This window comes from Limnospira sp. PMC 289.06 (assembly GCF_032350395.1).
GTDB lineage: Bacteria > Cyanobacteriota > Cyanobacteriia > Cyanobacteriales > Microcoleaceae > Limnospira > Limnospira platensis.
In genome coordinates this window covers 8,145-31,539 of the sequence record NZ_JARPLC010000036.1, presented here as the reverse complement: position 1 = coordinate 31,539, position 23,395 = coordinate 8,145, and the positions used below count along the sequence as shown (strand labels likewise).

At 43.0% G+C, this 23,395-nt stretch carries 18 protein-coding genes; 8 read left to right on the top strand and 10 right to left on the bottom strand.

Features of this window, described 5'->3' with window-relative positions; genetic code table 11:
- Nucleotides 1-346: 346 nt before the first annotated feature.
- The gene (locus tag P5674_RS10075) at nt 347-1,972 is read left to right on the top strand and encodes an NAD(P)H-quinone oxidoreductase subunit 4 (RefSeq protein ID WP_006620028.1); all 1,626 of its coding nucleotides are present in this window, start codon (nt 347-349) and stop codon (nt 1,970-1,972) included.
- 154 nt (nt 1,973-2,126) lie between these two features.
- Here P5674_RS10075 and P5674_RS10070 read toward each other — a convergent pair whose 3' ends face one another.
- Entirely contained in the window at nt 2,127-3,500 is a 1,374-nt protein-coding gene (locus P5674_RS10070) for a UDP-glucose dehydrogenase family protein (RefSeq protein ID WP_006620029.1), read from the bottom strand.
- A 107-nt stretch (nt 3,501-3,607) separates the two neighbouring features.
- Nucleotides 3,608-4,546, bottom strand: a complete 939-nt coding sequence (locus tag P5674_RS10065) for a UDP-glucuronic acid decarboxylase family protein (RefSeq protein WP_006620030.1) — start codon at nt 4,544-4,546, stop codon at nt 3,608-3,610.
- 133 nt (nt 4,547-4,679) lie between these two features.
- On the opposite strand from P5674_RS10065, the gene P5674_RS10060 reads away from it, so the two are divergent.
- Nucleotides 4,680-5,243, top strand: coding sequence for a Uma2 family endonuclease (locus tag P5674_RS10060; protein ID WP_006620031.1), 564 nt, complete (start codon nt 4,680-4,682; stop codon nt 5,241-5,243).
- A 44-nt stretch (nt 5,244-5,287) separates the two neighbouring features.
- On the opposite strand, the gene P5674_RS10055 is transcribed toward P5674_RS10060, so the two are convergent.
- A complete protein-coding gene (locus tag P5674_RS10055; RefSeq protein WP_006620032.1) occupies nt 5,288-6,298 on the bottom strand; it encodes a pentapeptide repeat-containing protein in 1,011 nt (336 codons plus the stop codon).
- A gap of 359 nt (nt 6,299-6,657) precedes the next feature.
- On the opposite strand from P5674_RS10055, the gene P5674_RS10050 reads away from it, so the two are divergent.
- The gene (locus P5674_RS10050) at nt 6,658-7,233 is read left to right on the top strand and encodes a late competence development ComFB family protein (protein WP_006620033.1); all 576 of its coding nucleotides are present in this window, start codon (nt 6,658-6,660) and stop codon (nt 7,231-7,233) included.
- A gap of 205 nt (nt 7,234-7,438) precedes the next feature.
- Here the strand turns inward: P5674_RS10050 and P5674_RS10045 are convergent, their stop codons facing one another.
- Nucleotides 7,439-8,386 (bottom strand): calcium/sodium antiporter, encoded by a 948-nt coding sequence (locus P5674_RS10045; RefSeq protein ID WP_006620034.1) that lies wholly within the window; start codon nt 8,384-8,386, stop codon nt 7,439-7,441.
- A gap of 311 nt (nt 8,387-8,697) precedes the next feature.
- On the opposite strand from P5674_RS10045, the gene argS reads away from it, so the two are divergent.
- Nucleotides 8,698-10,455 (top strand): arginine--tRNA ligase, encoded by a 1,758-nt coding sequence (argS, locus tag P5674_RS10040; RefSeq protein ID WP_014277013.1) that lies wholly within the window; start codon nt 8,698-8,700, stop codon nt 10,453-10,455.
- Between the two features lie 290 nt (nt 10,456-10,745).
- On the opposite strand, the gene P5674_RS10035 is transcribed toward argS, so the two are convergent.
- From P5674_RS10035 to P5674_RS10025, 3 genes are all read right to left on the bottom strand, one after another.
- Nucleotides 10,746-11,249 (bottom strand): hypothetical protein, encoded by a 504-nt coding sequence (locus tag P5674_RS10035; protein ID WP_006620036.1) that lies wholly within the window; start codon nt 11,247-11,249, stop codon nt 10,746-10,748.
- Between the two features lie 103 nt (nt 11,250-11,352).
- Nucleotides 11,353-11,703 (bottom strand): YtxH domain-containing protein, encoded by a 351-nt coding sequence (locus tag P5674_RS10030; RefSeq protein WP_006620037.1) that lies wholly within the window; start codon nt 11,701-11,703, stop codon nt 11,353-11,355.
- An 89-nt stretch (nt 11,704-11,792) separates the two neighbouring features.
- Complete coding sequence (locus tag P5674_RS10025; RefSeq protein ID WP_315669971.1) at nt 11,793-12,092, bottom strand: hypothetical protein; 300 nt, start codon at nt 12,090-12,092, stop codon at nt 11,793-11,795.
- 203 nt (nt 12,093-12,295) lie between these two features.
- Here P5674_RS10025 and P5674_RS10020 point away from each other — a divergent pair, with 203 nt between their 5' ends.
- Both P5674_RS10020 and P5674_RS10015 read left to right on the top strand, forming a co-directional pair.
- Complete coding sequence (locus P5674_RS10020; RefSeq protein ID WP_315669970.1) at nt 12,296-15,049, top strand: ATP-binding protein; 2,754 nt, start codon at nt 12,296-12,298, stop codon at nt 15,047-15,049.
- Nucleotides 15,046-16,905 carry an EAL domain-containing protein gene (locus P5674_RS10015; RefSeq protein WP_315669969.1) on the top strand — a complete coding sequence of 620 codons (1,860 nt, stop codon included), beginning with the start codon at nt 15,046-15,048 and terminating at the stop codon, nt 16,903-16,905. The genes P5674_RS10020 and P5674_RS10015 overlap by 4 nt, the downstream gene beginning before the upstream one ends.
- A gap of 41 nt (nt 16,906-16,946) precedes the next feature.
- On the opposite strand, the gene dtd is transcribed toward P5674_RS10015, so the two are convergent.
- From dtd to lpxA, 3 genes are all read right to left on the bottom strand, one after another.
- Entirely contained in the window at nt 16,947-17,408 is a 462-nt protein-coding gene (gene dtd / locus P5674_RS10010) for a D-aminoacyl-tRNA deacylase (RefSeq protein ID WP_014277018.1), read from the bottom strand.
- Nucleotides 17,409-17,485: 77 nt separating this feature from the next.
- Complete coding sequence (locus P5674_RS10005) at nt 17,486-18,589, bottom strand: CobW family GTP-binding protein (RefSeq protein WP_006620042.1); 1,104 nt, start codon at nt 18,587-18,589, stop codon at nt 17,486-17,488.
- Nucleotides 18,590-18,657: 68 nt separating this feature from the next.
- On the bottom strand, nt 18,658-19,437 hold the full coding sequence (lpxA, locus tag P5674_RS10000; RefSeq protein WP_006620043.1) for an acyl-ACP--UDP-N-acetylglucosamine O-acyltransferase: 780 nt from the start codon (nt 19,435-19,437) through the stop codon (nt 18,658-18,660).
- A 445-nt stretch (nt 19,438-19,882) separates the two neighbouring features.
- Between lpxA and P5674_RS09995 the strand changes: the two genes are divergently transcribed.
- Complete coding sequence (locus P5674_RS09995; protein ID WP_006620044.1) at nt 19,883-22,093, top strand: transketolase; 2,211 nt, start codon at nt 19,883-19,885, stop codon at nt 22,091-22,093.
- Nucleotides 22,094-22,250: 157 nt separating this feature from the next.
- On the top strand, nt 22,251-23,009 hold the full coding sequence (locus P5674_RS09990) for an MBL fold metallo-hydrolase (RefSeq protein ID WP_006620045.1): 759 nt from the start codon (nt 22,251-22,253) through the stop codon (nt 23,007-23,009).
- The last annotated feature ends 386 nt before the right edge of the window (nt 23,010-23,395 follow it).

The window sequence follows — 23,395 nt, the reverse complement described above, 5'->3', positions numbered from 1 at the left end:
TTTATACTTCTTAACAAATGGGTTAAACCGATCCCAATTGTGACACAGAGTTTGTCGCTTCTGAATAAATATCCATCTTTTTCAACCAAAGTCCCTAAAAATGGTCCACTGACACCCCCAGATAGATAGACTCAAATAAGTTGACATACCTATTATCATAGACTATACTCAATCCATGCAGTCAAGGATAACCCAGGATCAAAAAAAAATCACAGCCTGAAACCCTTACTGTGTAGTGGATTTAGACAATCTCGAAAAAAAGTTTGCCCAAAGGCTTAACAAAACTTTACTCTTTGAGTATAATTCACTAACAAGCAAGCAATAGGTATTTATTCTCACACTGACCATGAGCAGTCAAATTCCCTGGCTAACAGCAATTATCCTATTTCCCCTATTGGCATCCTTTGCCATTCCCCTAATTCCCGACCGAGAAGGCAAAACTATCCGCTGGTATGCCCTAGGAGTCGGTTTGATAGACTTAGTTCTGACAATTGTATGCTTTTGGACTAACTACAATCTCAACGATTCAACATTCCAACTAGCCGAAACCTATAGTTGGATTCCCCAATTAGGGCTGAACTGGTCAGTGGCAGTAGATGGCCTATCAATGCCCCTAATCGTACTAACAGGTTTCGTTAATACATTAGCTATTCTAGCCTCCTGGCGCGTCACCAACAAGCCCAGACTATTTTATTTTCTCTTATTAGTGCTGTACTCCGCCCAAATGGGAGTATTCGCAGCCCAAGACCTGCTATTATTCTTCCTGATGTGGGAACTAGAACTGGTTCCCGTTTATATCCTGATTTCCATCTGGGGTGGAGCAAAGCGCCTCTATGCAGCGACTAAATTCATTCTATATACTGCCCTAGGTTCCATCTTCATCCTAGTCGCCGCCCTAGCAATGGCATTCTACGGCTCCAACCTCAGTTTCGACATTAGTACCCTCGCTCACAAAAACTATCCCCTAGCCTTAGAATTATTCTTGTATGCAGGCTTCCTAATTGCCTTCGCCGTCAAACTCCCTATCTTCCCTCTCCACACATGGCTACCTGATGCTCATAGCGAAGCATCCGCGCCTGTATCCATGATTTTAGCGGGTGTTCTCCTGAAAATGGGTGGTTACGGCTTAATCCGCATGAACATGGAAATGCTACCCAACGCTCACCTGTATTTTGCCCCAATTCTGGCAATTCTAGGAGTAGTTAATATTGTCTACGGTGCATTAAGCGCCTTTGCTCAAGATAACCTCAAACGTCGATTAGCTTGTTCCTCTATCTCCCACATGGGTTTTGTCCTCCTGGGTATTGCTTCCTTAACTGAATTGGGACTTAACGGCGCAGTTCTGCAAATGATTTCCCACGGTTTAATCGCCGCCATGCTGTTCTTCCTAGCAGGTGTTACTTACGAACGTACCCACACCCTATCAATGTCCAAATTGGGCGGTATGGCTAAAGATATGCCTAAAGTGTTTGCCCTATTCACTGCTGGTTCAATGGCTTCTTTAGCACTACCTGGAATGAGTGGTTTTGTCGGAGAATTAACTATCTTCCTCGGCATCACAACTAGCGATATCTACAGTTCCAACTTCAAAATTGTAGTCATCGGTTTAGCTGCTGTCGGTCTAATTTTAACCCCCATTTATTTACTCAACCTATTGCGGGTGGTGTTCTACGGTGAAAATAGTGGCGGATTCAACATTGAAAAATATCTAGGAGATGCCAAACCTCGCGAAGTGATGATTGCCACCTGTCTACTGTTACCAATTATCGGGATTGGTTTATATCCGAAAGTAGCGACTCAAACCTATGATGTAAAAACTGTTGAAGTTGCTTCTCAAGTGCGTGAAATATTCCCGGTATTTGCTCAACAACAACGCGGTTCAGTGCTTTACTCAGGCGGGTTTGTAGCTCCCAAAATCGCTCCCGAAACCTCTGTAGAAGCTCTCCTACCTACTAACGATTCTAACGCCTAGAATCCTCTGTAATTAACCGCTAAATCAACAAATAAATAAAGACGGAAGGTTGGTAATATCTTCCGTCTTTTAATTTCGCAGAAACCAGATTGATCAAGATATCTCAGTGTTTCTGATTAGTTGTAATTAGCGGATTAAACTAACTCATCCTAAGTTAGTGTCCAATTCCCACATATTGGAAACCAAGTTCTTGGAGTTTTTTGCGGTCTAAGAAATTCCGACCATCGATGATAACAGGAGTGTGCATAGATTTAACCATTTTGGCATAGTTAAGGTTTTGGAACTGTTCCCAATCGGTTACTAAGACCAAAGCATCACAACCATCAGCCATCAATTCTGGGTCGGTTTCCACCATCACGTTAGACAGACCATGACGCATTCCGCTTTGGGAAATAATCGGGTCATAGGCTTTCACCCTGGCTCCCAAACGGCTGAGTTGTTCAATCAAATTTAAAGCCGGTGCATCCCGCATATCATCAGTATCGGGCTTAAAGGTTAACCCCAGTAAACCAACGGTTTTACCTTTGAGAATTTTGAGAACTTGCTGCAATTTTTCGATCGCAATTACCCGCTGCTGATCATTGACCTCCACGGCTGATTTCAACAGTTTGGCATCATAATTATAATCATCGGCGGTATGAATTAAAGCCGACACATCTTTAGGGAAACAGGAGCCCCCCCAACCAATACCAGCTTGCAGGAATTTGTTACCAATACGGGAGTCTAAACCGATACCAGTGGCTACCTGTTTAACATCAGCACCAACGCGATCGCAAATATTGGCGATTTCATTAATAAAACTGATTTTAGTCGCCAGGAAGGAATTAGCCGCATATTTGACCATTTCCGCCGAACTTAAATCAGTCATCACCACCGGAACCGGAGGTAAATCGGGATCATCAGCATATTTACGATCTACAATGGGTTGATATAATTCCTGCATCAGACCCAAAGCCTTTTGGCTATTGCTTCCCAACACAATGCGATCGGGATTAAAAGTATCAAAAATCGCCGAACCTTCCCGCAGAAATTCCGGGTTACTAACCACATCAAACTGCAATTCTCCCGCCGACCCAGAAGTTCCTTGTTCCTTTTGTTGTTCAGTAAAACCATCAAGAACAATCATCCGCACCCAGTCCCCCGAACCGATAGGAACCGTAGACTTATTCACCACCACCTTATAACCCGATCCACGGGTCAAATTAGCACCAATTCCTCGCGCCACTGCTTCCACATATCGAGTGTCACTTTCTCCTGTTGGTAGGGGAGGGGTTCCCACCGCAATAAACAAAATATCCCCATGTTCAACCCCAGCTTTCAGGTCAGAAGTAAAAGACAACTTCCCAGACTCCGCACAGGACTTCATCAACTCCGAAAGTCCCGGCTCATAAATTGGGGACTGTCCCGACTTCATCAACTTAACCTTTTCTTCGTTGTTGTCCACACAAATCACATCATGACCTGTATGAGCCAAACAAACCCCGGTTACTAAACCCACATATCCAGTACCGATTACACAAACACGCATACAAACTTCCTCAAATGATTGATACAACAGGAGTTATAGCAGTGCCATGATTTATTAGCACAACCATTTAGAATTGTAGAAGACCCATCAATCGGCAATTACCTAAATTACTTACTCTCAAGGATAACCCGACTCCGAAAATCTTCAATGGTTAGCTTGAGTCCATCATTTAAATGTACCGTCGGTTCCCAATCCAGATACTTCTTAGCTTTGGTAATATCCGGTTGTCGCTGCTTCGGATCATCTTGGGGTAAGGGTTTATATTGAATCTCAGCATCAGGATTAATCATCTGTTGAATTTTGGTAGCCAACTCCAAAATCGTATATTCTCCCGGATTACCCAAATTCACTGGCCCTATATAGTCCCCATTCATCAGGCGAATCAGTCCTTCCACCAAATCCGAAACATAGCAAAAACTGCGGGTTTGGGAACCATCACCATAAACCGTTAAAGGAATTCCCCGGATAGCTTGGACAATAAAATTGCTCACCACCCGTCCATCATTTTCCAGCATACGGGGTCCAAAAGTATTAAAGATGCGCGCCACCCTAATATCTACGTTATTTTGATGGTAGTAGTCAAAAGCCAGAGTTTCCGCCACCCGCTTCCCCTCATCATAACAGGAACGGGGACCAATACAGTTAACATTACCCCGATACTCTTCAGTTTGGGGGTGAACATCTGGATCTCCGTAAACTTCCGAGGTGGAAGCCAGCAAAAATCGAGCCTTGACCCGTTTGGCTAAACCCAGCATATTCAAGGTCCCCATGACATTAGTTTTAATGGTCTTGACCGGGTTGTATTGATAATGTACAGGGGAAGCAGGACAAGCCAAGTGATAAATCTGATCCACCTCTAGGCGAATTGGCTCAGTGATATCATGGCGGATCAGTTCAAAATAAGGATTCCCAATCCATTTAAGAATATTATCCTTATTCCCCGTGAAAAAGTTGTCCAGACACAGAACATCGTGTTTCTGCTCCATTAGTCGGTCAATCAAATGGGAACCAATAAATCCGGCTCCACCCGTTACTAATATTCTCATACCCTCAACTCCTAGTTGGCTGAATGCTCTAAACTGTAGATGTTATAGTTGGTTTAGGCTTAACTTGGTGGCCATGTACACCAACTCATCTCTTGTCTAAGATACAATCCAGTTTACTCTTAACAGAACTGACATGATTACAATTACCCAACCTCAGCTTGAGTTGGAGGAGTTTCTGAAACTTCCAGAAACTAAGCCAGCGTCAGAATTTATCAATGGAGAAATTACTCAGAAAGTTATGCCACAGGGAGAACATAGCAGACTACAGGGGAAACTTGGCGGCGCGATTAATCAGGTAACAGAAACAGACAAAATTGCTTATGCCTTTCCTGAATTGCGCTGCACTTTTGATGGCAGGTCAATTGTACCAGATATTTCTGTATTTCGCTGGTCAAGAATTCCTCGCGAACCTTCTGGGAGAATTGCTAATCGCTTTACAACATATCCTGACTGGTGTATTGAAATTTTATCACCAGAACAAAACCTGACTAGAGTGCTGTCTAAGTTGTTATTGTGTTCAAGAAATGGTACGGAGCTGGGATGGTTAATTAATCCAGATGAAGATGGCAGTGTGATTCTGGTGTTTCCTGAACAAAAAATAGAGTTGTATGAGGGAGATACTGTGCTACCTGTTTTGGATTGTCTCCAGTTGGAATTAACACCTAATCAAATTTGGGGATGGTTGAGTTTTGATTGAGCTATCCCCAATTTATGGGTATATTTCATTGAATAATGGTAGATTTAGGTCAACTCTTCTGGGTTGACCAATGATGAATCTTGAGGTAGTCCTAAACTCAATATAAAAGCCTTAGAATAACGAGCTTGCTCCCAATTTTTTGCTACTCTAATTTGTTGAGTGGTTAATCCCTGAGCATTTTGCAGGTTAGCGCCTTGTAAATGGGCTTCTTCAAAATTAACTCCGGTTAAATTAGCATCTTTAAGATTGACTCCCCGCAGGTTGGCTCGTTTAAAGTTAGCATCCTGAAGATAGGCTCCCTGAAGGTTTGCACCTTTTAAATTGGCTTCTTGAAAGTTGGCTCCTTGTAAGTTTCCTAAAATGTAGGCTCCCTGTAGGTTGGCTTGCTGTAAATTAGCTTCTAATAAATTGACTCCCTGAAGTTCAGCATTTTGTAGGTTGGCTGCATTTAGGTTGACTTTCTGGAGTTGGGTGAGTAGAAAAAAACATTCCTGTAAATTGGCTTTCCATAGGTTAGCGCCTTGCAGTTGTGTGAGTTCAAAGGTACTGCCTTTTAGGTTGGCTTCCTGTAGTTTAGCGGTTTTCAGATTGGCTTCTTTAAAGTCGGTGTCTACCAAGGTGACTTGTTCGAGATCAGCCATTGGTAAAGATAAGCCTTTAAGACTTACTCCGTCTTTGGATAATTCTTCTAAGGCTTTAATGCGAGCATGGCTAATTTTAATGCCTTGAGCTGAGTCAATTACTTGCCATGCTTCGTAATGAGATTTCTTTTTTCCTTGTCTGACATAAATTACTAATGCTGTGACAATACTGATGCTTTCAAATGTGCCAAGTATTCTTGACTTTTCTAGGGCATTTATAAAGAATTTACCCCATTCGGTGTTGGCTTGTAGGGTATCTTCTATATATAGAATGGCAGAAATTAACAGGAAAACAGCTACTAAAATTAACAAGATTTCTATCAATTCTCGCAGTAGTTTAGCCAGGGATCTTATCAGTTTAGATAGTTGTCTGCGGTTGAAGATTTTGGCTAACTGCAATTTTAATCTATTCATAATTGGATTGGTTAATATATATTGAGTATAAAATGTGACCAACTAGGTGTTCGTATAATTTACTATCTATTATAAATCTAATGTCACGATAAATATCAGGACTAAAAGTGCATCCCTAAAGGTGACTAGGAGGCTCATCCCCTATAGTCCTGTAACTTGTCCTGGGAGTATTTGTGGGTGGTTATACCCATGATGGGCATAACCCCTTATTGTATTGTGGTTCTTTACAAAAGGTTGGGATTTATAAAATTTGCTCAAAATTGCGTAAATTTTTGATAAGGGGACAGAGAATCTTGAGCAAATCCAGAAGCAATATGCTATTGATTTAAATATAGAACTATTACTATAGAATTGATTAAATGAATACTACTAACGATAACAAACCGCCAAAATACCAAAATGTGATGGAGATTTGGGTAGATGAAGAAATTGATCGTCAGTTAAAGCGTCTGTCGGAGAATTTACTAAAGTATATTAGTCGGGTGGAAGTAGCAACCTACGCTCTTAATCGTCTGCCGCCGTTGTATGCGTCTTGTCAGGAGGGTAGAAACAAACAGGAGCAACGAGCGAAAACCTACAGAAGTAAAATACAGGAAACGGTGCGTCAGGCGATCGCTGCTGTTCAGCGAGATCCAATTAGATTGTCTACGCCGTTGATATCTCCCGAAGAAGTCCAGTATGAACAAACTATCCGGGAGCTAATAGATTTGTTACCCAAACAAACAGATGCTCGTAACAGTGCAATTAAATTGCTCAAGGATGCGATCGCACCATTAGCATCTCCCCAGAGTCGTCCTACTCCTCCTCCCCCTCCGGCTCGCAGAACTGTAGCGGGTCGGACAGTTCCCAGTGAACCGCTTTTGAGTCACCGAGATATGATTCAAGAGCAGCTTAGAATTGCTCAAACGGTGAACCGTAATCCCTATGAGTCATAGGGAAGGGGGAAAATAGGCGATCGCAGTTGGTGACCAAATCGAAGAACAGCTTAAACTGACAAAAAAAAGCCAGCTCTGATGATGCTGACGTAGCCAAATCAACTTCAGACTCCCTTGACCTTTGTTAATCATCAGTAAGAGCGAAAAATCTCGCCCCTACTGATGACCGGCTATTGGTTTGGGGAGTTAGTCTGCTGGGGACAGTTTATAACCAGCCAAAAATGTGACCAACAAACCAACCGTAAAGCACAAAAAATAGCAATCCTTCCCATTGTGTTACCTGTTTATCTTGGGTGACAAAGAAAAACAGTAAAGTCGCCGCCAGCATGACCGGAAGAGCATTAATTAAGATATCATCAGGGATATCTAAAGGTTTAATCAGTCCCGGCACTCCCATAACGATTAAGGAGTTAAAAATATTGGAGCCGACCACATTTCCGATCGCCACTTCTGCATCGCCTTTTCTAGCGGCAGAAATGGTGACCACTAATTCGGGTAAAGATGTCCCCAACGCCACGACAGTAACTGCAATAATCTCAGTTCCCAGATTGAAGATTTCCGAGAGTTTAATAATTGATTCAATGGTATAGTTAGCGCCGACAAAGATAAAAACAGCTCCCAAAACCACAATCGCCACATTCACAATAACAAATCGAGTCGAGTTAACCTCATCGTCAACTTCAGGGTTATTATTCTGTTGACCTTCTCGGATAATATAAACCAGATAAATCAAAAATCCGATGAGACATAACAGAGCTTCTCCGGTAGAAAAAACATCATCACTAATGGTAAAATAGAGCAGAATAGCGGAGCCCACCAACATAGGTAAATCCACAGAAATCAGGTCATAATTAATCTTCATCGGACTACTGATAACGGCGGCGACCCCAACAATCAGAAAAATGTTAGTAATATTAGAACCAATAACATTACTAGCTACAATTTCTGAGGTATCTCGATAAACGGCTACCAGAGAAGAAACCAGTTCGGGAAGAGAGGTACCGATCGCCACAATGGTCACGCCCACAATAAAGGGACTCAATCCGAAAAATAGCCCCAGTTTACTAGCTGATTCTGTAAAGGAATCGGAAGCATAGATCAGAACCGCGAGACTAACTGCAAAAATCCCTATCCAAATAAGTGCTTCTAACATTTTGACTGCCTGTTGTCGATCAAGTAAATAGTGAGCCCCAAGAGAGCGCGGTTTAATTTAGGTCAATGTTCTATTTTATATGGCTTGTGTATATTTGGGTAAATGTAGATTATGTTCTGTGAAAAAAGACAGATTTAATAGTCCATAAATCCACATAACTTAACCGCGAATAGTTGACCTAATGCGATAAAATCAGCCAGTATGGATGTTGATCACCCTTGGGGATGGTCAAAGGGCCGATTTGTATATAATCGGTGAAAAATATCATCTTTTCTGTAATTCAAGCACTGCGTAATCGGCAGCCCAAAATTATGTCTTCTCTAATTCAACAGATGCGATCGCGATTTGAAACAGCCCTAACTGATGCCTTTGGGGAAACCGTCAGTGGGACTGATCCATTAATAGTTAACAGCAGTAACCCCAAATTCGGGGATTATCAGTGCAACGTCGCCATGTCCCTCACCAAAAAGCTCAAAAGTAACCCTCGCCAGATAGCGGGAACCATTATAGAGCATCTTCAAATTGATGATATCTGCTCCCCTCCAGAAATTGCCGGACCTGGGTTTATCAATTTGCGCCTCAAATCAGAGTACCTGGAAACCCAACTTAATGCTAAATTAACTGACCCTCGGCTGGGAATCGCCCCCAATCGAGACCCACAAAAGGTGATTGTAGACTTTTCTAGCCCCAATATTGCCAAAGAAATGCACGTTGGTCATTTGCGATCGACCATTATCGGGGACTGTATCGCTCGGATTTTGGAATTTGAAGGTCATCAGGTGCTACGACTCAATCACGTTGGCGACTGGGGGACACAATTCGGGATGTTGATTAGTTACCTACAGGAAAAATACCCCTCAGCCTTAACTACTGCTGATGTTTTAGATATTGGCGATTTAGTCGAGTTTTACCGTCAAGCCAAAAAGCGCTTTGATGAGGATGAAGAGTTTAAAGAAGCCTCTCGCGAGCAGGTAGTCCGTTTACAATCAGGAGCCGAGGATAGTCGCCGCGCGTGGGAATTGCTTTGTGAGCAGTCTCGTCGGGAGTTTCAACAAATTTATGATCGCCTTGATATTAAACTCACAGAAAGGGGTGAATCATTTTATAATCCCATGTTGGCGGAAGTGGTGGCGGATTTGGAAGCATCTGGGTTATTGGTGGAAGACCAAGGCGCAAAATGCGTATTTTTAGAAGGATTTACCAATAAGGAAGGAGACCCCCTACCATTAATCGTGCAGAAGTCTAATGGCGGCTATAACTACGCTACTACGGATTTGGCGGCGGTGCGTCATCGGATTAACACTGAAGGTGCTACTCGTCTAATTTATGTCACTGATGCGGGTCAGGCTAATCATTTCGCCCAGGTGTGGCAGGTGGCCCGTCGGGTGGGGTGGATACCCGATGGGGTGGATGTGGTCCATGTTCCCTTTGGTCTGGTTAAGGGAGAGGATGGGAAAAAGCTAAAAACTCGGTCTGGGGAAACTGTTAGGCTGCGGGATCTTTTGGACGAAGCGGTTAAACGGGCTCAGGAGGATTTGGAAACTCGCCTACAGCAGGAAGGACGCGCAGAGTCTCCAGAATTTGTGCATCATGTGGCGGAGGTGGTTGGTATTGATGCGGTTAAATATGCTGATTTGAGTCAAAATCGCACCAGTGATTATATCTTTAGTTTTGATAAGATGCTCTCCCTACAGGGTAACACGGCCCCCTATATGTTATATGCCTATGTGCGGATTCAGGGGATTAGCCGTAAGGGGAGTATTGATTTTGAACAGGTGGGGGATAGGGCGAGTATTCATTTACAAGACCCTTCTGAGTTGACTTTGGCTAAACATTTACTACAATTACATGAGGTTATCGATGCGGTGGCCCAAGAGTTGTTGCCGAATCGATTGTGTCAGTATCTGTTTGAATTGAGCCAGAAGTTTAATCAGTTTTATGACCGCTGTCCAGTTTTGAAGGCCGATGAATGCGATCGCTCTTCTCGTTTAGCTTTGTGTCACTTAACGGCTGAAACTTTGAGGCTGGGTCTATCTCTATTGGGGATTTCGGTATTAGATCGAATGTAAGAGCTTGGCTTAAACTTTACAAATTTTTGCATAAAGTTCACACAAGATGCTTGTTTTTTATGCTTCTATAGGTTATTATATAACTTATAGAATCCGAAAATACCTTTACCTAACTGGGAAAAACGGATAACTAGACTAACTATTAAATTGGGTGGTCTACTCGATATTTGACTGGACACTGATAGGGGGCTTTTTTTAAAGTTCCCTTTTTTCATGGCTGGGAATGGTTGGCAGTGGACAGGAAATAATTATTAATTGTCAATTAATTACCCGTTTACCATTGCTTTTTTTCAATCGTATGGCTGTCGAGTTTCGGAATTATAATCTTCATAGGAGGGTGAGTTTCCCCCTAACTGAAGTCGATCGCGATCAGATGGTAGTCTCTGGGACGAGCGTTCTGGGGGTAAACTGGGTTTGTGGGAAGGGCGACCTTTACCCGTGAAGGTTCCCCAACCGACACGGATACCTGCGACAAGACTCCCTGTGCCGATTTTTAGTTGTTTGGCTTGTTGTTTAGCACTGCTAATACTGCGATCAACTTGTTTAACTACTTGGTTGGCACTTTGGACTCCTTCGGCTACATCATCAGTCAGATCGCTAATTTCCATCCCGGTTAGGCGAATGGCCTCTAGGGTGGGAGGAAATTCCCTCGACAGGGTATCAGCTAATTTTTCGACGCTGCGTGCTGCTCTCCCCAAGGCGAGTATGGCGGGGAGTGCTGCAATTAATAAGGCGGTGAGGCTGACTGCAACCAATAATAGGGACAGTCCTACCCAAAAAATAGGATCAAGCACAACAATGGTAAAATTCGGCGAGAAGGGACAAGACTATGATATCGAAATTGGCGATCGCCAATGTTGATCGACCCTTGTATCTTTAGACGATATTTTGGGCTTTTTAACGGCGATCGCTTTTCGTCTCCTGGGGTTCAGCCAAATTCCGACTCTCAAGTTCCGATAGAGTCTGACGTTCGATCTGACTTGCTTCTAGTCCGGCGGCGATCGCTTCTTTAAGTCGCACTAGGGTATCATCCCAACTCCGCCAAGCTGATGCTGACACTCGTTCAGCTTGATTTTGGACTGTGGTTGATACATCTTCCGCTAACTCCGGGAGAGTCGCCGCTGATTTTTTTAATAGTTTTCGAGTCTCGCGACCAGAGCGCGGCGCAATCAGTAAACCCACTACTGTACCAAGGGCCGACCCAATCACTAGACCACTAACAAATAATCCAGAACGGTTTTTTGACATATTTTTTGAGCAATATCTGTAAATTCATCTTAGGCAATTTGTTCAACCTTGAAAAGTGACATACTACCGAGCCAGTCCCCTATTTGATTCTATCTCCTGCGTCGTTGCCACCGCCACAGGCCTAGGCCCAAATTTAACAGGGTTAATATTTTCTGAAGCTGTTGGATTTGGATCTCCAGACGCGAATATCGCCCTTTCAGATTAGAACTGAGGACCTGTTGCTTTTCAAAAACATGGGTGGTCTGTTGCAGAACCGTATTTACCCGTCGGTCTAGCAAAAGTATCCGGCGTTCTAGGCGTTCTAGTTTATAATGAAGTCTCCAAGTCCGTCGGGCTAAATAAAAACAGCCCATAGCAATGGCGACATTCATTAAAACAACAATCCACATTTTTCTGGTTCAGTTACATACAAGACATTATACAAGATGAGTGGTTGAATTTAAACCATAGGGGGTGACTTTTGATACAATAGTAGTAGGAAAGTCTGCTTAGTATTTATTCCTAGTTTTAAGTTGACTTGATGCCTGACCATAACAGCAGCAGTTAACCTGCTTGGTCGTGAGTATTGGTATTTGGGGAGAACCATTGTCAAGTGTTCCGTAACTTTTTTGACCATTTGCCACTACAGTTTTTTCTGATTGTTCCTTTTGTCACTCAGATTTTTGTCGCTGTTGGCTTAACTGGCTGGCTGTCCTGGAGTAATGGCGAGCAAGCTGTTAATGAAGCCGTTAATCAGCTTCAGGACGAAATTACTAATCGCATTGAGGATAAACTTGATCAGTTCTTGATGACTCCGAATTTGATTAATCAACTTAATCACGATCATCTATTGTCCAATAATTGGGATGGGCAATATAGTCAACAAATGCAAAAATTATTTAGGAGCCAATTAGATAATTTTGATTTAATTGACTCTATTTTTTGGGCCAGTCAAACTGGTGAATTGATCGGGTTGGCACGCATTGACGGTCAACAACCTCACTTAATGTTGTCGGGAAAAAACACTAATGGCAACATTCAATTTTGGAGCCTGGATGAATCAGGAAATTCGGTGATAATGGTCAATGAAACACCCGATTTTGTGGTGACAACTCGGACTTGGTATCAGGCGGCGATCGCCTCTCAAGATGGCGTATGGGGGGATATTTTTTCCTATCATGCCTACCCGAGAATGGCTTTAGCTGCTAGTGTCGCAGTGCGGAATCCTCAAGGAGAAATAATTGGGGTATTTGGTAGCAACTTTTTCTTGGATAAAATTAGTGATTTTCTGCAATCTTTAGAGGTTTGCAATTATAGTAAAATTATCATTGTCGAAAGGTCTGGATTGCTGGTAGCTAGTTCTACGATATCACAGCCATTTAAGATTGAAAATCAACAAGCATCCCGCATATATATTAATCATAGCCAAGATGATTTAATGCCACAAGTATATAGATTTTTGATAGATAATTTTGGCAGTTTATTTAATATCAATCAACGCTTAAATAGTAGATTAATAATCAATCAAGAACGCCACTTTTTGCAGGTTTTACCCTATCAGGACAATATGGGTTTAGATTTGTTGATTGTAGTGGTTATTCCCGAGTCCCATTTTATGGAGAGGATTCACAGTAACGCTCGTTCCACTTTGTTGTTATGTTTATTAGCCTTAATTGTGGCAATTTTCCTTGGTGTTTACACTTCCCGTTGGATCGCAGAACCGATTTTACAATTGATTAAAGCTAGTGAAGCGATCGCTAACGGAGAATTCACCCATCGAGTCGATATTAAAAAAATCAAAGAAACCGAGCAATTATCCCAAACTTTTAACCAGATGAGTTCCCAGCTACAAGAATTATTTGAAACCCTAGAAATCCGTGTCGAACAACGGACAGCAGAACTCCGACAAGCCAAGGAAAACGCCGAAGTTGCCAATCAAGCTAAGAGCCAATTTTTAGCTCACATGAGCCACGAACTCCGTACCCCCTTAAATGCAATTCTTGGTTTTACTCAACTGATGATCCGCCAAATTAGCTTAGAAAATAATCATAATCTGAATAATTTTAGAGACCATCTTTATATCATTCAACGCAGCGGTGAACATTTACTACAACTCATTAATGATGTCTTGGATATGTCCAAAATTGAGGCGGGTAAAATCTCCCTTAATATCAACAACTTTGACCTGTGGAGTTTACTAGACTCCCTAGAGGAGATGTTCTCTATCAGAGCCGCATCGGAAGGATTAAAATTAATTTTTGTGCGATCGCCGAATCTCCCTCGTTATATTAACAGTGATGAACAGAAACTACGACAAGTGCTAATTAACTTAATCGGAAATGCCGTTAAGTTTACCGAAAATGGCTCTGTCACTCTCCACAGCCAAGTTATTGACCCACCTAATCAAATTGACAACCCACAGCCGCCGCCGATGGTTTTACAGTTCACAGTAGAAGACACCGGACCAGGTATTGCACCCGCAGATATAGACCAACTTTTTGAGCCATTTCTACAGACAGAAACTGGCCGTAAATATCAGCAAGGAACTGGCTTAGGTTTACCCATTAGTCAACAATTTGTTCAGTTAATGGGGGGTGATATTTCCGTATCTAGTACCCTAGGGGTCGGTAGTGTGTTTAAATTTAAGATCAGGGTCAGTCTAGGATACCCAGAAGAGATAGCAAGTAGTCAACTCCAGCATCAAAGGATTGTTTCCCTCGCTCCAAATCAACCGAAATATCGGATTTTGGTTGTCGATGACCGCGAAAGTAACCGACAGCTTTTGGTTAAATTCCTCAGTCCTTTAGGATTTGAGGTACAGGAAGCTGAAAACGGCCAAGAGGCGATCGCCATTTGGAATCAATGGGAACCTCATCTAATTTGGATGGATATGCGAATGCCAGTTATGGACGGCTACGAAGCCACTACACAAATTAAATCCTATTTAAAAGGTCAAGCCACCGTGATTATTGCTCTTACCGCCAGCGCCTTTGAGGAAGAACGTGCCGTTGTCCTCTCCGCTGGATGCGATGATTTTGTCCGCAAACCTTTTGAAGAACAGATTTTGTTTGAGAAAATGGCTAAACATCTAGGTGTTCGCTATATTTATGAACAACAGATAAATTCTCAGCCTTCATTACTGGTTCAACATCAACCCCTAGAGGCGAATTGTTTGATAGTGATGCCAAAAGACTGGATTCTGCAACTTCACCAAGCAGCCACTGAATTAGATGATAAGCTAGTTCTACAACTTCTTGAAGATATTTCTGAAGACCAAGTGGCACTGAGGGAAAGTTTAATTGATTTGGTTGAAAGGGTGCGGTTTGATATGATTCTTAGTTTAACTCAATCGGCATTGAAGTTATGAAATCTGATGAGGTGAGTATTATTCCTGGTCATATATTAGTAGTTGATGACTTTCTGGAAACCCTTAATCTTTTGACTAATTTGTTAGAAGAACGCGGTCATAAAGTTCGGCGTGCTATTAGTGGAGAAATGGCATTAATGGGAGCAACAGCCAGTCCTCCCGATTTAATTTTGCTGGATATTAATATGCCTGGGATGAGTGGCTATGATGTTTGTCAACAACTGCAAGCTGAACCAACTACACAGGGAATTCCGGTGATTTTTATTAGTGCTTTGAATGAGGTTTTTGATAAAGTTAAGGCTTTTGAAGTTGGCGGGGTAGATTATATTACTAAACCCTTTCAGATTGAGGAAGTTATTGCTAGGATTGAAAATCAAATTGCTCTCAAACAGGCTCATAAGCAAATTCAGCAGCTTAATGCGGAACTGGAACAGCGGGTTCTACAACGGACTGAAGAACTCGAGTCCGCTAATCAAGAATTAAAGAAAATGAATAGTCTTTTAGAGAGGGAGATTCTTCATCACCAACAAACACAAAGTAAACTGCTACATATGGCTTCCCATGATGCCTTAACTGGTTTACCTAATCGTGTGTTTTTTATGGATAAATTGATGCAAGCAATATCTGAAACTAAACAAAATCCAGATTATCGCTTTGCGGTTTTATTTTTGGATTGCGATCGCTTTAAAGTGGTTAATGATTCCCTCGGACATTTAACAGGCGATCGCCTATTAATTTCCTTAGCCAGAAGACTGCAATTAACCTTAAAAATGTCTCCCACTAATTTAGCTAGATTTGGAGGTGATGAATTTACCATTTTACTCGAAAATATTCATAGTACCCAAGCTGTTACTGTTATCGCTGAACGTCTACAAAAGGCTTTAACTTGGCCGTTTCAACTAGATGAGCAAGATTTGTTTTTAGAGGCTAGTATTGGTATTGTTATCGGTACATCCGAATACACCGAACCCGAACAAGTATTGCGAGATGCTGATATTGCTATGTATAAAGCCAAAAGTCAAGGTCGCGGCTGCTATCGGTTTTTTGATGGCACAATGCACAATGATGCTCATCGAAGATTTCAGCTAGAAAATGACCTGCGACTAGCAATAGAAAATCATCACTTTTTGCTCAACTATCAGCCAATTATTGAACTCCAAGATGGCTCTGTTATGGGTTTTGAGGCTCTTTTGCGTTGGCATCATCCAGAGCATGGCATCATTTCACCCGCAGAATTTATTCCCATAGCTGAGGATACTGGCTTAATTATTCCCATTGGTTTATGGGTCTTAGACCAGGCAGTTAAACAGTTAAACCTGTGGCAAAAAAAAGGATTAATTACTCCTCAATTTCGCATGAGTGTTAACTTGTCAGTTAAACAGTTTACCCAGCCTTATTTAATTGAAGAAATTGACCGGATTTTGGTTAAAAATAACTTTCAAAGTTCTTACTTGAAGCTAGAAATAACCGAAACGGCAATTGTAGAAAATCCCGAAGCTGCTCGACAACTCTTACAACAGCTTACTCATCGTAATATCCATTTAAGTTTAGATGACTTTGGCACCGGTTATTCCTCCCTAAGTTATTTACATAGGTTTCCCGTTAACACTTTAAAAATTGACCGTTCATTTATTACTTGTATCGGCACACCTAACGAAAACCTACAAATTGTTGATGCCATTATTACCCTGGCTCATCAATTGAAAATTAACGTGGTTGCAGAAGGTATAGAAACCGCCGAACAACTCGCTAAACTTCGCAGTTTAGGCTGTGACCAAGGACAAGGTTACTATTTTTCTAAGCCAGTGGAAAGCATGATGGCTGAGGACTTGCTCAAACAGAGAATCTTATGTTAAACTTGAAATAGACATCAGACAATGGTCTAGTTATGTGTTGTTTAATGTCCCTCAGCTTCCCGTTCTAATAACAAGGTGACTGGACCATCATTTTCAATAGACACATTCATCATAGCTCCAAACTCACCTGTAGCGACTTTTAAACCACTTATTCGTAGTTTTTCAATAAATAACTGATATAACTTTTCGGCGGCTTCTGGAGGCGCTGAACGGTCAAAGGATGGACGGCGACCCTTGCGACAATCTCCGTACAGGGTAAACTGACTCACCACTAATAATTCTCCCCCAATATCTTGCACTGACTTATCCCAGCGTCCGCTATGATTATCCGGGTCGGGAAATAATCGCAAATCGAGACATTTTCGAGCCATCCAGTCAACTTCAGCTTCTGTATCTGTGGCTGAAATACCGACTAGCAGATTGAGTCCTTGATTAATTTTACCAACAATTTGACCATTAACTGTGACCTGTGAAGATTTGACTCTTTGGATAACAACTCGCATGGGATATTGTACAGTTAGTGATTGCTTGATGTGACTGGGAAGGTGGGCAACCATAGAAGGTTGCCACTACTATCTAATTACCTAGAAAACCCTTGACCGCGAGTTGGGGAAGGTTTACAGAAACAATTTTCAATCTGAGTTTTTAGGGTGGCTTTATCTAGGTTTTGACCAATTAACACCAGTTGGGTTTTGGGGGAACCTTTCCACTCATCATCATCAATGGAAAATCGCTTACCGCTGAGGTGAAAAATATGACGTTTCGGACTTTCATCAAACCAGAGAATTCCTTTGGCGCGAAATATATTAGCTGTTAATTGATTGTCTAAAAAGTATTGAAATTTCCGCAGGGATAGGGGGCGATCGCTTTCAAAGGAAATCGAAGTAAAACCATCATTTTCTAAGTGGTTAGAATGATGTCCATGGTCATGGTCGTGGTCATGGTCATGGTCATGGTCATGGTGGTGATGTTCGTGTTCATGGTCATGGTGGTGATGGTCTGATTCTTCTGTGTGGTCAAAATACTTATCAGACTCAAATAAACCGACACTGAGAATCAAAGGAAGGGGAACTTGAGAACGTTTAGTCCTGAGAATGCGAGCATCTTTTTTCATGTCTCGGAGGCGAACTTCCAGCAGATCCACATCAGCCTCATCTACCAAATCAGTTTTATTGAGGATAATAATATCCCCATAGGCGATTTGACTCTCGGCGGCTTGACTATTAAACAAATCCAAACTAAAGTTTTCACAGTCTACCATAGTGACAATAGAATCGAGGCGAGTCATGTCTCTTAATTCCGTCCCCAGAAATGTCAAAGCCACGGGTAGCGGGTCAGCCAAACCTGTAGTTTCAACCACCATATAATCGACTTTTTCCGGGCGTTCTAGGACTTTGTAGACGGCGTTAACTAAATCTTCATTAATGGTACAACAAACACAGCCATTGCTGAGTTCTACCATAGTATTATCTGCGTCGGTAGCCACAATTAACTCGTTATCAATGCCGACTTCGCCAAACTCATTCACCAAAACGGCTGTTTTTAAGCCTTGTTGGTTGGAGAGTATGTAGTTAAGAAGGGTAGTTTTACCGCTACCGAGAAAACCGGTAATAATTGTCACAGGTAAACCGGGTTTGGGTTCGTCCATTGTCTTTTCGGTATGGGGATTGACTGCTGATTGCATAGCCCTACTGTCCAAAGTGTTAGAAACTGGAGAATCTCCAGTTCTTATTTTATCGCAATTACGGGATTTTATTTAATGAATTTGCATAATCCTCTCTCGGAGGTGCGGATAAATTCGCACAACTCCCGGACTAATTCTGAGTTTAGCTCAGATTCTAGTTTTTCGAGGGCTTGAGAAATATTGAGATTTGACCTATATAGGATTTTAAAGGCTTGCTGAAGTTCTCGGCGCTGTCCTTCGTTGAAGCCAGACCGTCGCAGTCCGACGACATTCAAACCCATGACGGTATTAGTGCTAAGGCTGCGGGTGATACAGAAGGGGGGAACATCTTTTTGGATAGCACAGCCGCCAGACATCATGGCTAATCGCCCAACTCTGGTAAACTGGTGAATGAGACAGTTACCGCTGATAAAAGCCCGATCGCCTACTTGTGCATATCCAGCTAATAGGGCTCCATTGGCAATAATCACGCGATCGCCCACTTTGACATTATGACCTACATGGGAGTTAGCCATCAATAGGCAATCATTACCCACGAGAGTCATTGAACCTGCTTTAGTGCCGCGATGGATAGTTACACCCTCACGAATTACACAATTATTGCCTATTTGGACTGAGGATGGTTCGTCCGAGAATGCTAGATCCTGGGGTGTGTCCCCCAATACTGCCCCAGCATGAACTTGGGTGCGATCGCCTAGGGTAGTTCCACATAGAATAGTAACATGGGATGCGATCGTGCAGTGGTCGCCAATTGTCACCCCTGCTTGAATATAGCTCAGTGGTCCAATTGTTACATTCTCGCCTAATGTTGCACCCGGTTCGATTATAGCTGTGGGGTGAATTGTCATCTCTCGATAGAAGGTTTGATGGGAGACGACATAATCATACCATTACTGCTCAATTGGTGGGTGAGTTGATTTGTATCTGTCATCAATTAATGATTATCAATGGGTCAGACCCTACCAGCTACCAGCTAAACCGGGTCAATGAATCATTATCAATTGTTAATTATTAATTATCAATTATTGATTAGTCAATCGATTAAATATAGTTGACAAAATTACCGAAATGTGATACATCAAAACAGCAGACAATATTGAAAGGCTAATAAACAGCTAAACATAGAGGCGGGAACAATCGTAGGGTGCGTCAGAGGGATAACCTATCGGGTCAAGGGCAAATTTTGTTCATCTGAGGCACCGCCTTTATTTAAGGCGGGAGAAATTCGCCCAATTGTCCGGTAAAATAAATTACCATATTAATCAAAACCGGAAAGGCAATTAGGTATAAAGCATGACCGCAACCACATCAAAACCAGTTTCCGCCCCCGAATTTTGTCAGGGCATCCAGTATTTTAGCGAAACATTCCCCAGATTAGAAACTTACGGCCAAAAGCCAGCCATAGCCGAGGGTACAGTGGCTATTTCTGACCCTAAAGACCCAGTAGCAGTGTATCAAACCCTGCTATATGCGGACGCGCTGCGATACTTAATTCTACAGGTAACAGGTAGTAAAGCATCAGGACACCCAGGAGGTTTCGCCAGCCAAGCGGAAGCCTATGCAGCTTTAGTCATGCTGGGTTATAAAAATATTATTACGGAAGTGGGACACCATGCGCCTGGCTTCTATAGCGCGGTTTTCCTCGATCGCTCCTTAGAAGACATGGAAATCTACACGGTGCAACAACTGCGCGATCGCTTCCGGGAAATGCACGGACTGCTGGGGCATCTTTCCGGTTATATTCCGGGTCTACTGAACCCCGCCGGACCCCTAGGACAAGGGCAGCATTTCGCCATGGCTGCGGCTCTGTTACACAGGGACAAACTCTTCCCTTTCACCCTAGGCGATGGTGGTATGGGAGAGCCCTATCCGATGAGCAGTATGGCGCATTTTAACACAGCCTATCCTAATGTAACGAACTTCCTGCCCATATTAGTGTGGAATGGCTACAGCCAGGAACACCACAGCATGGTCTCCACTAAAACCAATGAGGAAATGATCGCCTATTGGAAAGGTAACGGCTTTAAAGAAGTCCTGCTAGTCGATGCTAAAGACTTCGACGACCAAAACCAACCGGGAGATTATGTTGATAGTACGGCTTTTTCCATTGATCGGCGCATGGCTTTCACCCAGGCGGTGATGGAAACAGTAGACAAAGCGGCTAAATTTGCCCTAAATGGTACATTGACGGTATTTATTATTAAACAACTGAAAGGGGCGGGTGTTCATGCGCGGGGTGCGAAATCCCACAATCTCTATCCCGGAGATACCCTCGACAGTCCCCATATGATTAAGGCTCTCCAGGAGCGATCGCTACCAGTAGCCGCTTGGGAGTTGGTGCGTAAAAACATTGAACGAGCAGGGGGTGGTCCGGCTTCTAAGACAGTGGTAACTGAGTTTGAGTACCCGATCGCCGATTTGGGTACACTCCCCTTAGAAGAGTATACAGTGGGCGGTGATCCGAAAGTGGCAACTACCGCTATGGGGGCGATCGTCGGTCATGTAGGCCAAAAAGACCCCCATTTTCTGGTCACAAATGCGGATGGTAACGCTGCTTCGGGTATTAACAACATTAACCAAGCCCTGAAAATTATTCACCCTACCCCTGATGATATCTATTTCCAGGGACCCAATGGACAGGTTTATGAGCCCCTCAGTGAAGACGCTTGCGCCGGAATGGCTGCAGGTTTAGCCTTGATGGGCGCACGGACTCTGTGGTGTTCCTACGAGTCTTTTGCTATCAATGGTTTACCAATTTGGCAAACTGTCACCCAGGCGATGGCTGAGTTGCGGCACCTCACCCCTTCCACCATTACGTTATTTACCGCTGGGGCTCTGGAACAGGGACGCAATGGCTGGACTCACCAACGCCCGGAAATTGAGGCTTATTTTGCGGCTATGTTACGCAACGGTAATGTTTTCGCTCTGTTTCCCCCAGATGCTAATAGTATCCAGGTCTGTTATCAGTGGGCACTCAATACTAAAAATAAGGGCATTACTATTACTGCGAGTAAGTCTCCTTTACCGATTCGTACCACCTTTGAACAAACCCGCCAAGGCTTGCGAGATGGGGCGGTGATTTTGGAAGAGGTAAAAGGTGATAAAACCGTGGTTTTTGCTGTCATTGGAGATATGACTTTAATCCCCGTTTTTGAGGCGGCGGCTTACCTGGAAACTGAGGGAATTGGTACTCGCATTGTCTCAGTGATTAACCCCCGCCGTTTGTATCGTCCTACTGATGTAGCTTGGGATACTTGTTCGGAAGCTGATGGGGATTTTATCAGTGATGAACTGTTCGAGAATTTGTTTGGTGGGGATGCTTTGATTGGGGTGACAGGCGGCGCTAGTTTGATGCTGGAGCCGATTATGTTGCGTAGTAATATCCGCCGCGATACTTTCGCCTGGAAACGGGGAGAAACTACTTCTAGTGCGGGTCAGTTGATGGCTTTTAATGGCTTGACTGCTGAGACTTTGACTAAAAGGGCGATCGAGTTAATCCACTAGGTTTAACTGGTTTTTCCTGGTGTCCGTTGGGGGGAGAGGAGTATTACAGTTTTCGGTCATTCTCCCAGACTCCCCCTGCTTCTTCCTAAGACTCGACACCGATAATGCTCTGATTGGTGTCACAATAGAATCTTGATGTAATCTGCAATTATGCTTTATGTATCTAACTTGGTTGGACAGTAACTCTTGGTTAGTGGAGATGGCTGGTAAGTCTATCCTGATTGACCCTTGGTTGGTGGGGTCTTTGGTGTTTGGTAATTTACCCTGGTTATTTAAAGGGGAAAAACAGAAAACTCGCCCCCTTCCCGATCGCATTGATGCTATCCTGTTGTCTCAGGGATTGGAAGACCATGCTCATATTCCTACTTTAAAAATACTGGATAAAAATATTCCCGTCGTCGCTTCCCCCAATGCGGCTAAGGTGGTGCGAGAATTGGGCTATACTCAGATTCATTCTTTGCATCATCGGGAAACTTTTAAACTGGGCTCCAGCCTGGAAATTAGGGCGGTTCCCGGTTCCCCAATTGGTCCGACTTTGGTGGAAAATGGCTATGTTATTTCTGATACTACTACTCACCACAGTCTCTATTATGAACCCCACGGCTACCATTCCCCCACTTTGAAAGAATTGGCTCCCATTGATGTGGTAATTACTCCTATTATGGATTTGGCTTTACCCTTGATAGGTCCGATTATTCGCGGCACAAAATCTGCCCTAGAGTTAACCAAAATGGTACAGCCACAGGTGATATTACCAACCGCCGCCGCTGGTGATGTCTCCTATGAGGGATTATTAGTTGCGGCTTTAAAGGTAGTCGGAAACCTAGAAGATTTTCGCTCTCTCATCGCTCGCCATAACCTCAAAACTCGCGTGCTTAATCCTCAGCCAGGTGAACGCTTTGCTATTGATTTATAGTTGGCTTCCCATAGAGGCGATCGTATTTTCCCCCGGCTGGAATTTCTGAAAAGTGAACCTAGATGGCCAAAAAAAAAATTTTTCTGGGGGTGCGATCGCTCTTTTTTTTGAGAAACCCCTATCTTTTTGGGGGGAGTCCGTGCTACACTATAATATAATGGGCATAGTTGCAAAAATAATATTTTTGGTCGCATCCGATTATGTAACATACCCCTATGATACCCCCCTGCAGCCGCCTTGTCAACCCCTTTTCACTTGGGCGGCCGGGCCAAAAAAAAATTTTTTCTGGGGGTGCGATCGCTCTTTTTTTTGAGAAACCCCTATCTTTTTGGGGGGAGTCCGTGCTACACTATAATATAATGGGCATAGTTGCAAAAATAATATTT

Bases quoted from the DNA above. Each gene is read 5' to 3' on its own strand.
- P5674_RS10005 (WP_006620042.1), bottom strand. From the start codon at position 18,589: ATGCAATCAGCAGTCAATCCCCATACCGAAAAGACAATGGACGAACCC.
- P5674_RS10015 (WP_315669969.1), top strand. From the start codon at position 15,046: ATGAAATCTGATGAGGTGAGTATTATTCCTGGTCATATATTAGTAGTT.
- P5674_RS10065 (WP_006620030.1), bottom strand. From the start codon at position 4,546: ATGAGAATATTAGTAACGGGTGGAGCCGGATTTATTGGTTCCCATTTG.
- argS (WP_014277013.1), top strand. From the start codon at position 8,698: ATGTCTTCTCTAATTCAACAGATGCGATCGCGATTTGAAACAGCCCTA.
- P5674_RS10030 (WP_006620037.1), bottom strand. From the start codon at position 11,703: ATGTCAAAAAACCGTTCTGGATTATTTGTTAGTGGTCTAGTGATTGGG.
- P5674_RS09990 (WP_006620045.1), top strand. From the start codon at position 22,251: ATGTATCTAACTTGGTTGGACAGTAACTCTTGGTTAGTGGAGATGGCT.
- P5674_RS10075 (WP_006620028.1), top strand. From the start codon at position 347: ATGAGCAGTCAAATTCCCTGGCTAACAGCAATTATCCTATTTCCCCTA.
- P5674_RS10055 (WP_006620032.1), bottom strand. From the start codon at position 6,298: ATGAATAGATTAAAATTGCAGTTAGCCAAAATCTTCAACCGCAGACAA.
- P5674_RS09995 (WP_006620044.1), top strand. From the start codon at position 19,883: ATGACCGCAACCACATCAAAACCAGTTTCCGCCCCCGAATTTTGTCAG.
- P5674_RS10070 (WP_006620029.1), bottom strand. From the start codon at position 3,500: ATGCGTGTTTGTGTAATCGGTACTGGATATGTGGGTTTAGTAACCGGG.
- P5674_RS10060 (WP_006620031.1), top strand. From the start codon at position 4,680: ATGATTACAATTACCCAACCTCAGCTTGAGTTGGAGGAGTTTCTGAAA.
- P5674_RS10025 (WP_315669971.1), bottom strand. From the start codon at position 12,092: ATGTGGATTGTTGTTTTAATGAATGTCGCCATTGCTATGGGCTGTTTT.
- P5674_RS10050 (WP_006620033.1), top strand. From the start codon at position 6,658: ATGAATACTACTAACGATAACAAACCGCCAAAATACCAAAATGTGATG.
- P5674_RS10045 (WP_006620034.1), bottom strand. From the start codon at position 8,386: ATGTTAGAAGCACTTATTTGGATAGGGATTTTTGCAGTTAGTCTCGCG.
- lpxA (WP_006620043.1), bottom strand. From the start codon at position 19,437: ATGACAATTCACCCCACAGCTATAATCGAACCGGGTGCAACATTAGGC.
- dtd (WP_014277018.1), bottom strand. From the start codon at position 17,408: ATGCGAGTTGTTATCCAAAGAGTCAAATCTTCACAGGTCACAGTTAAT.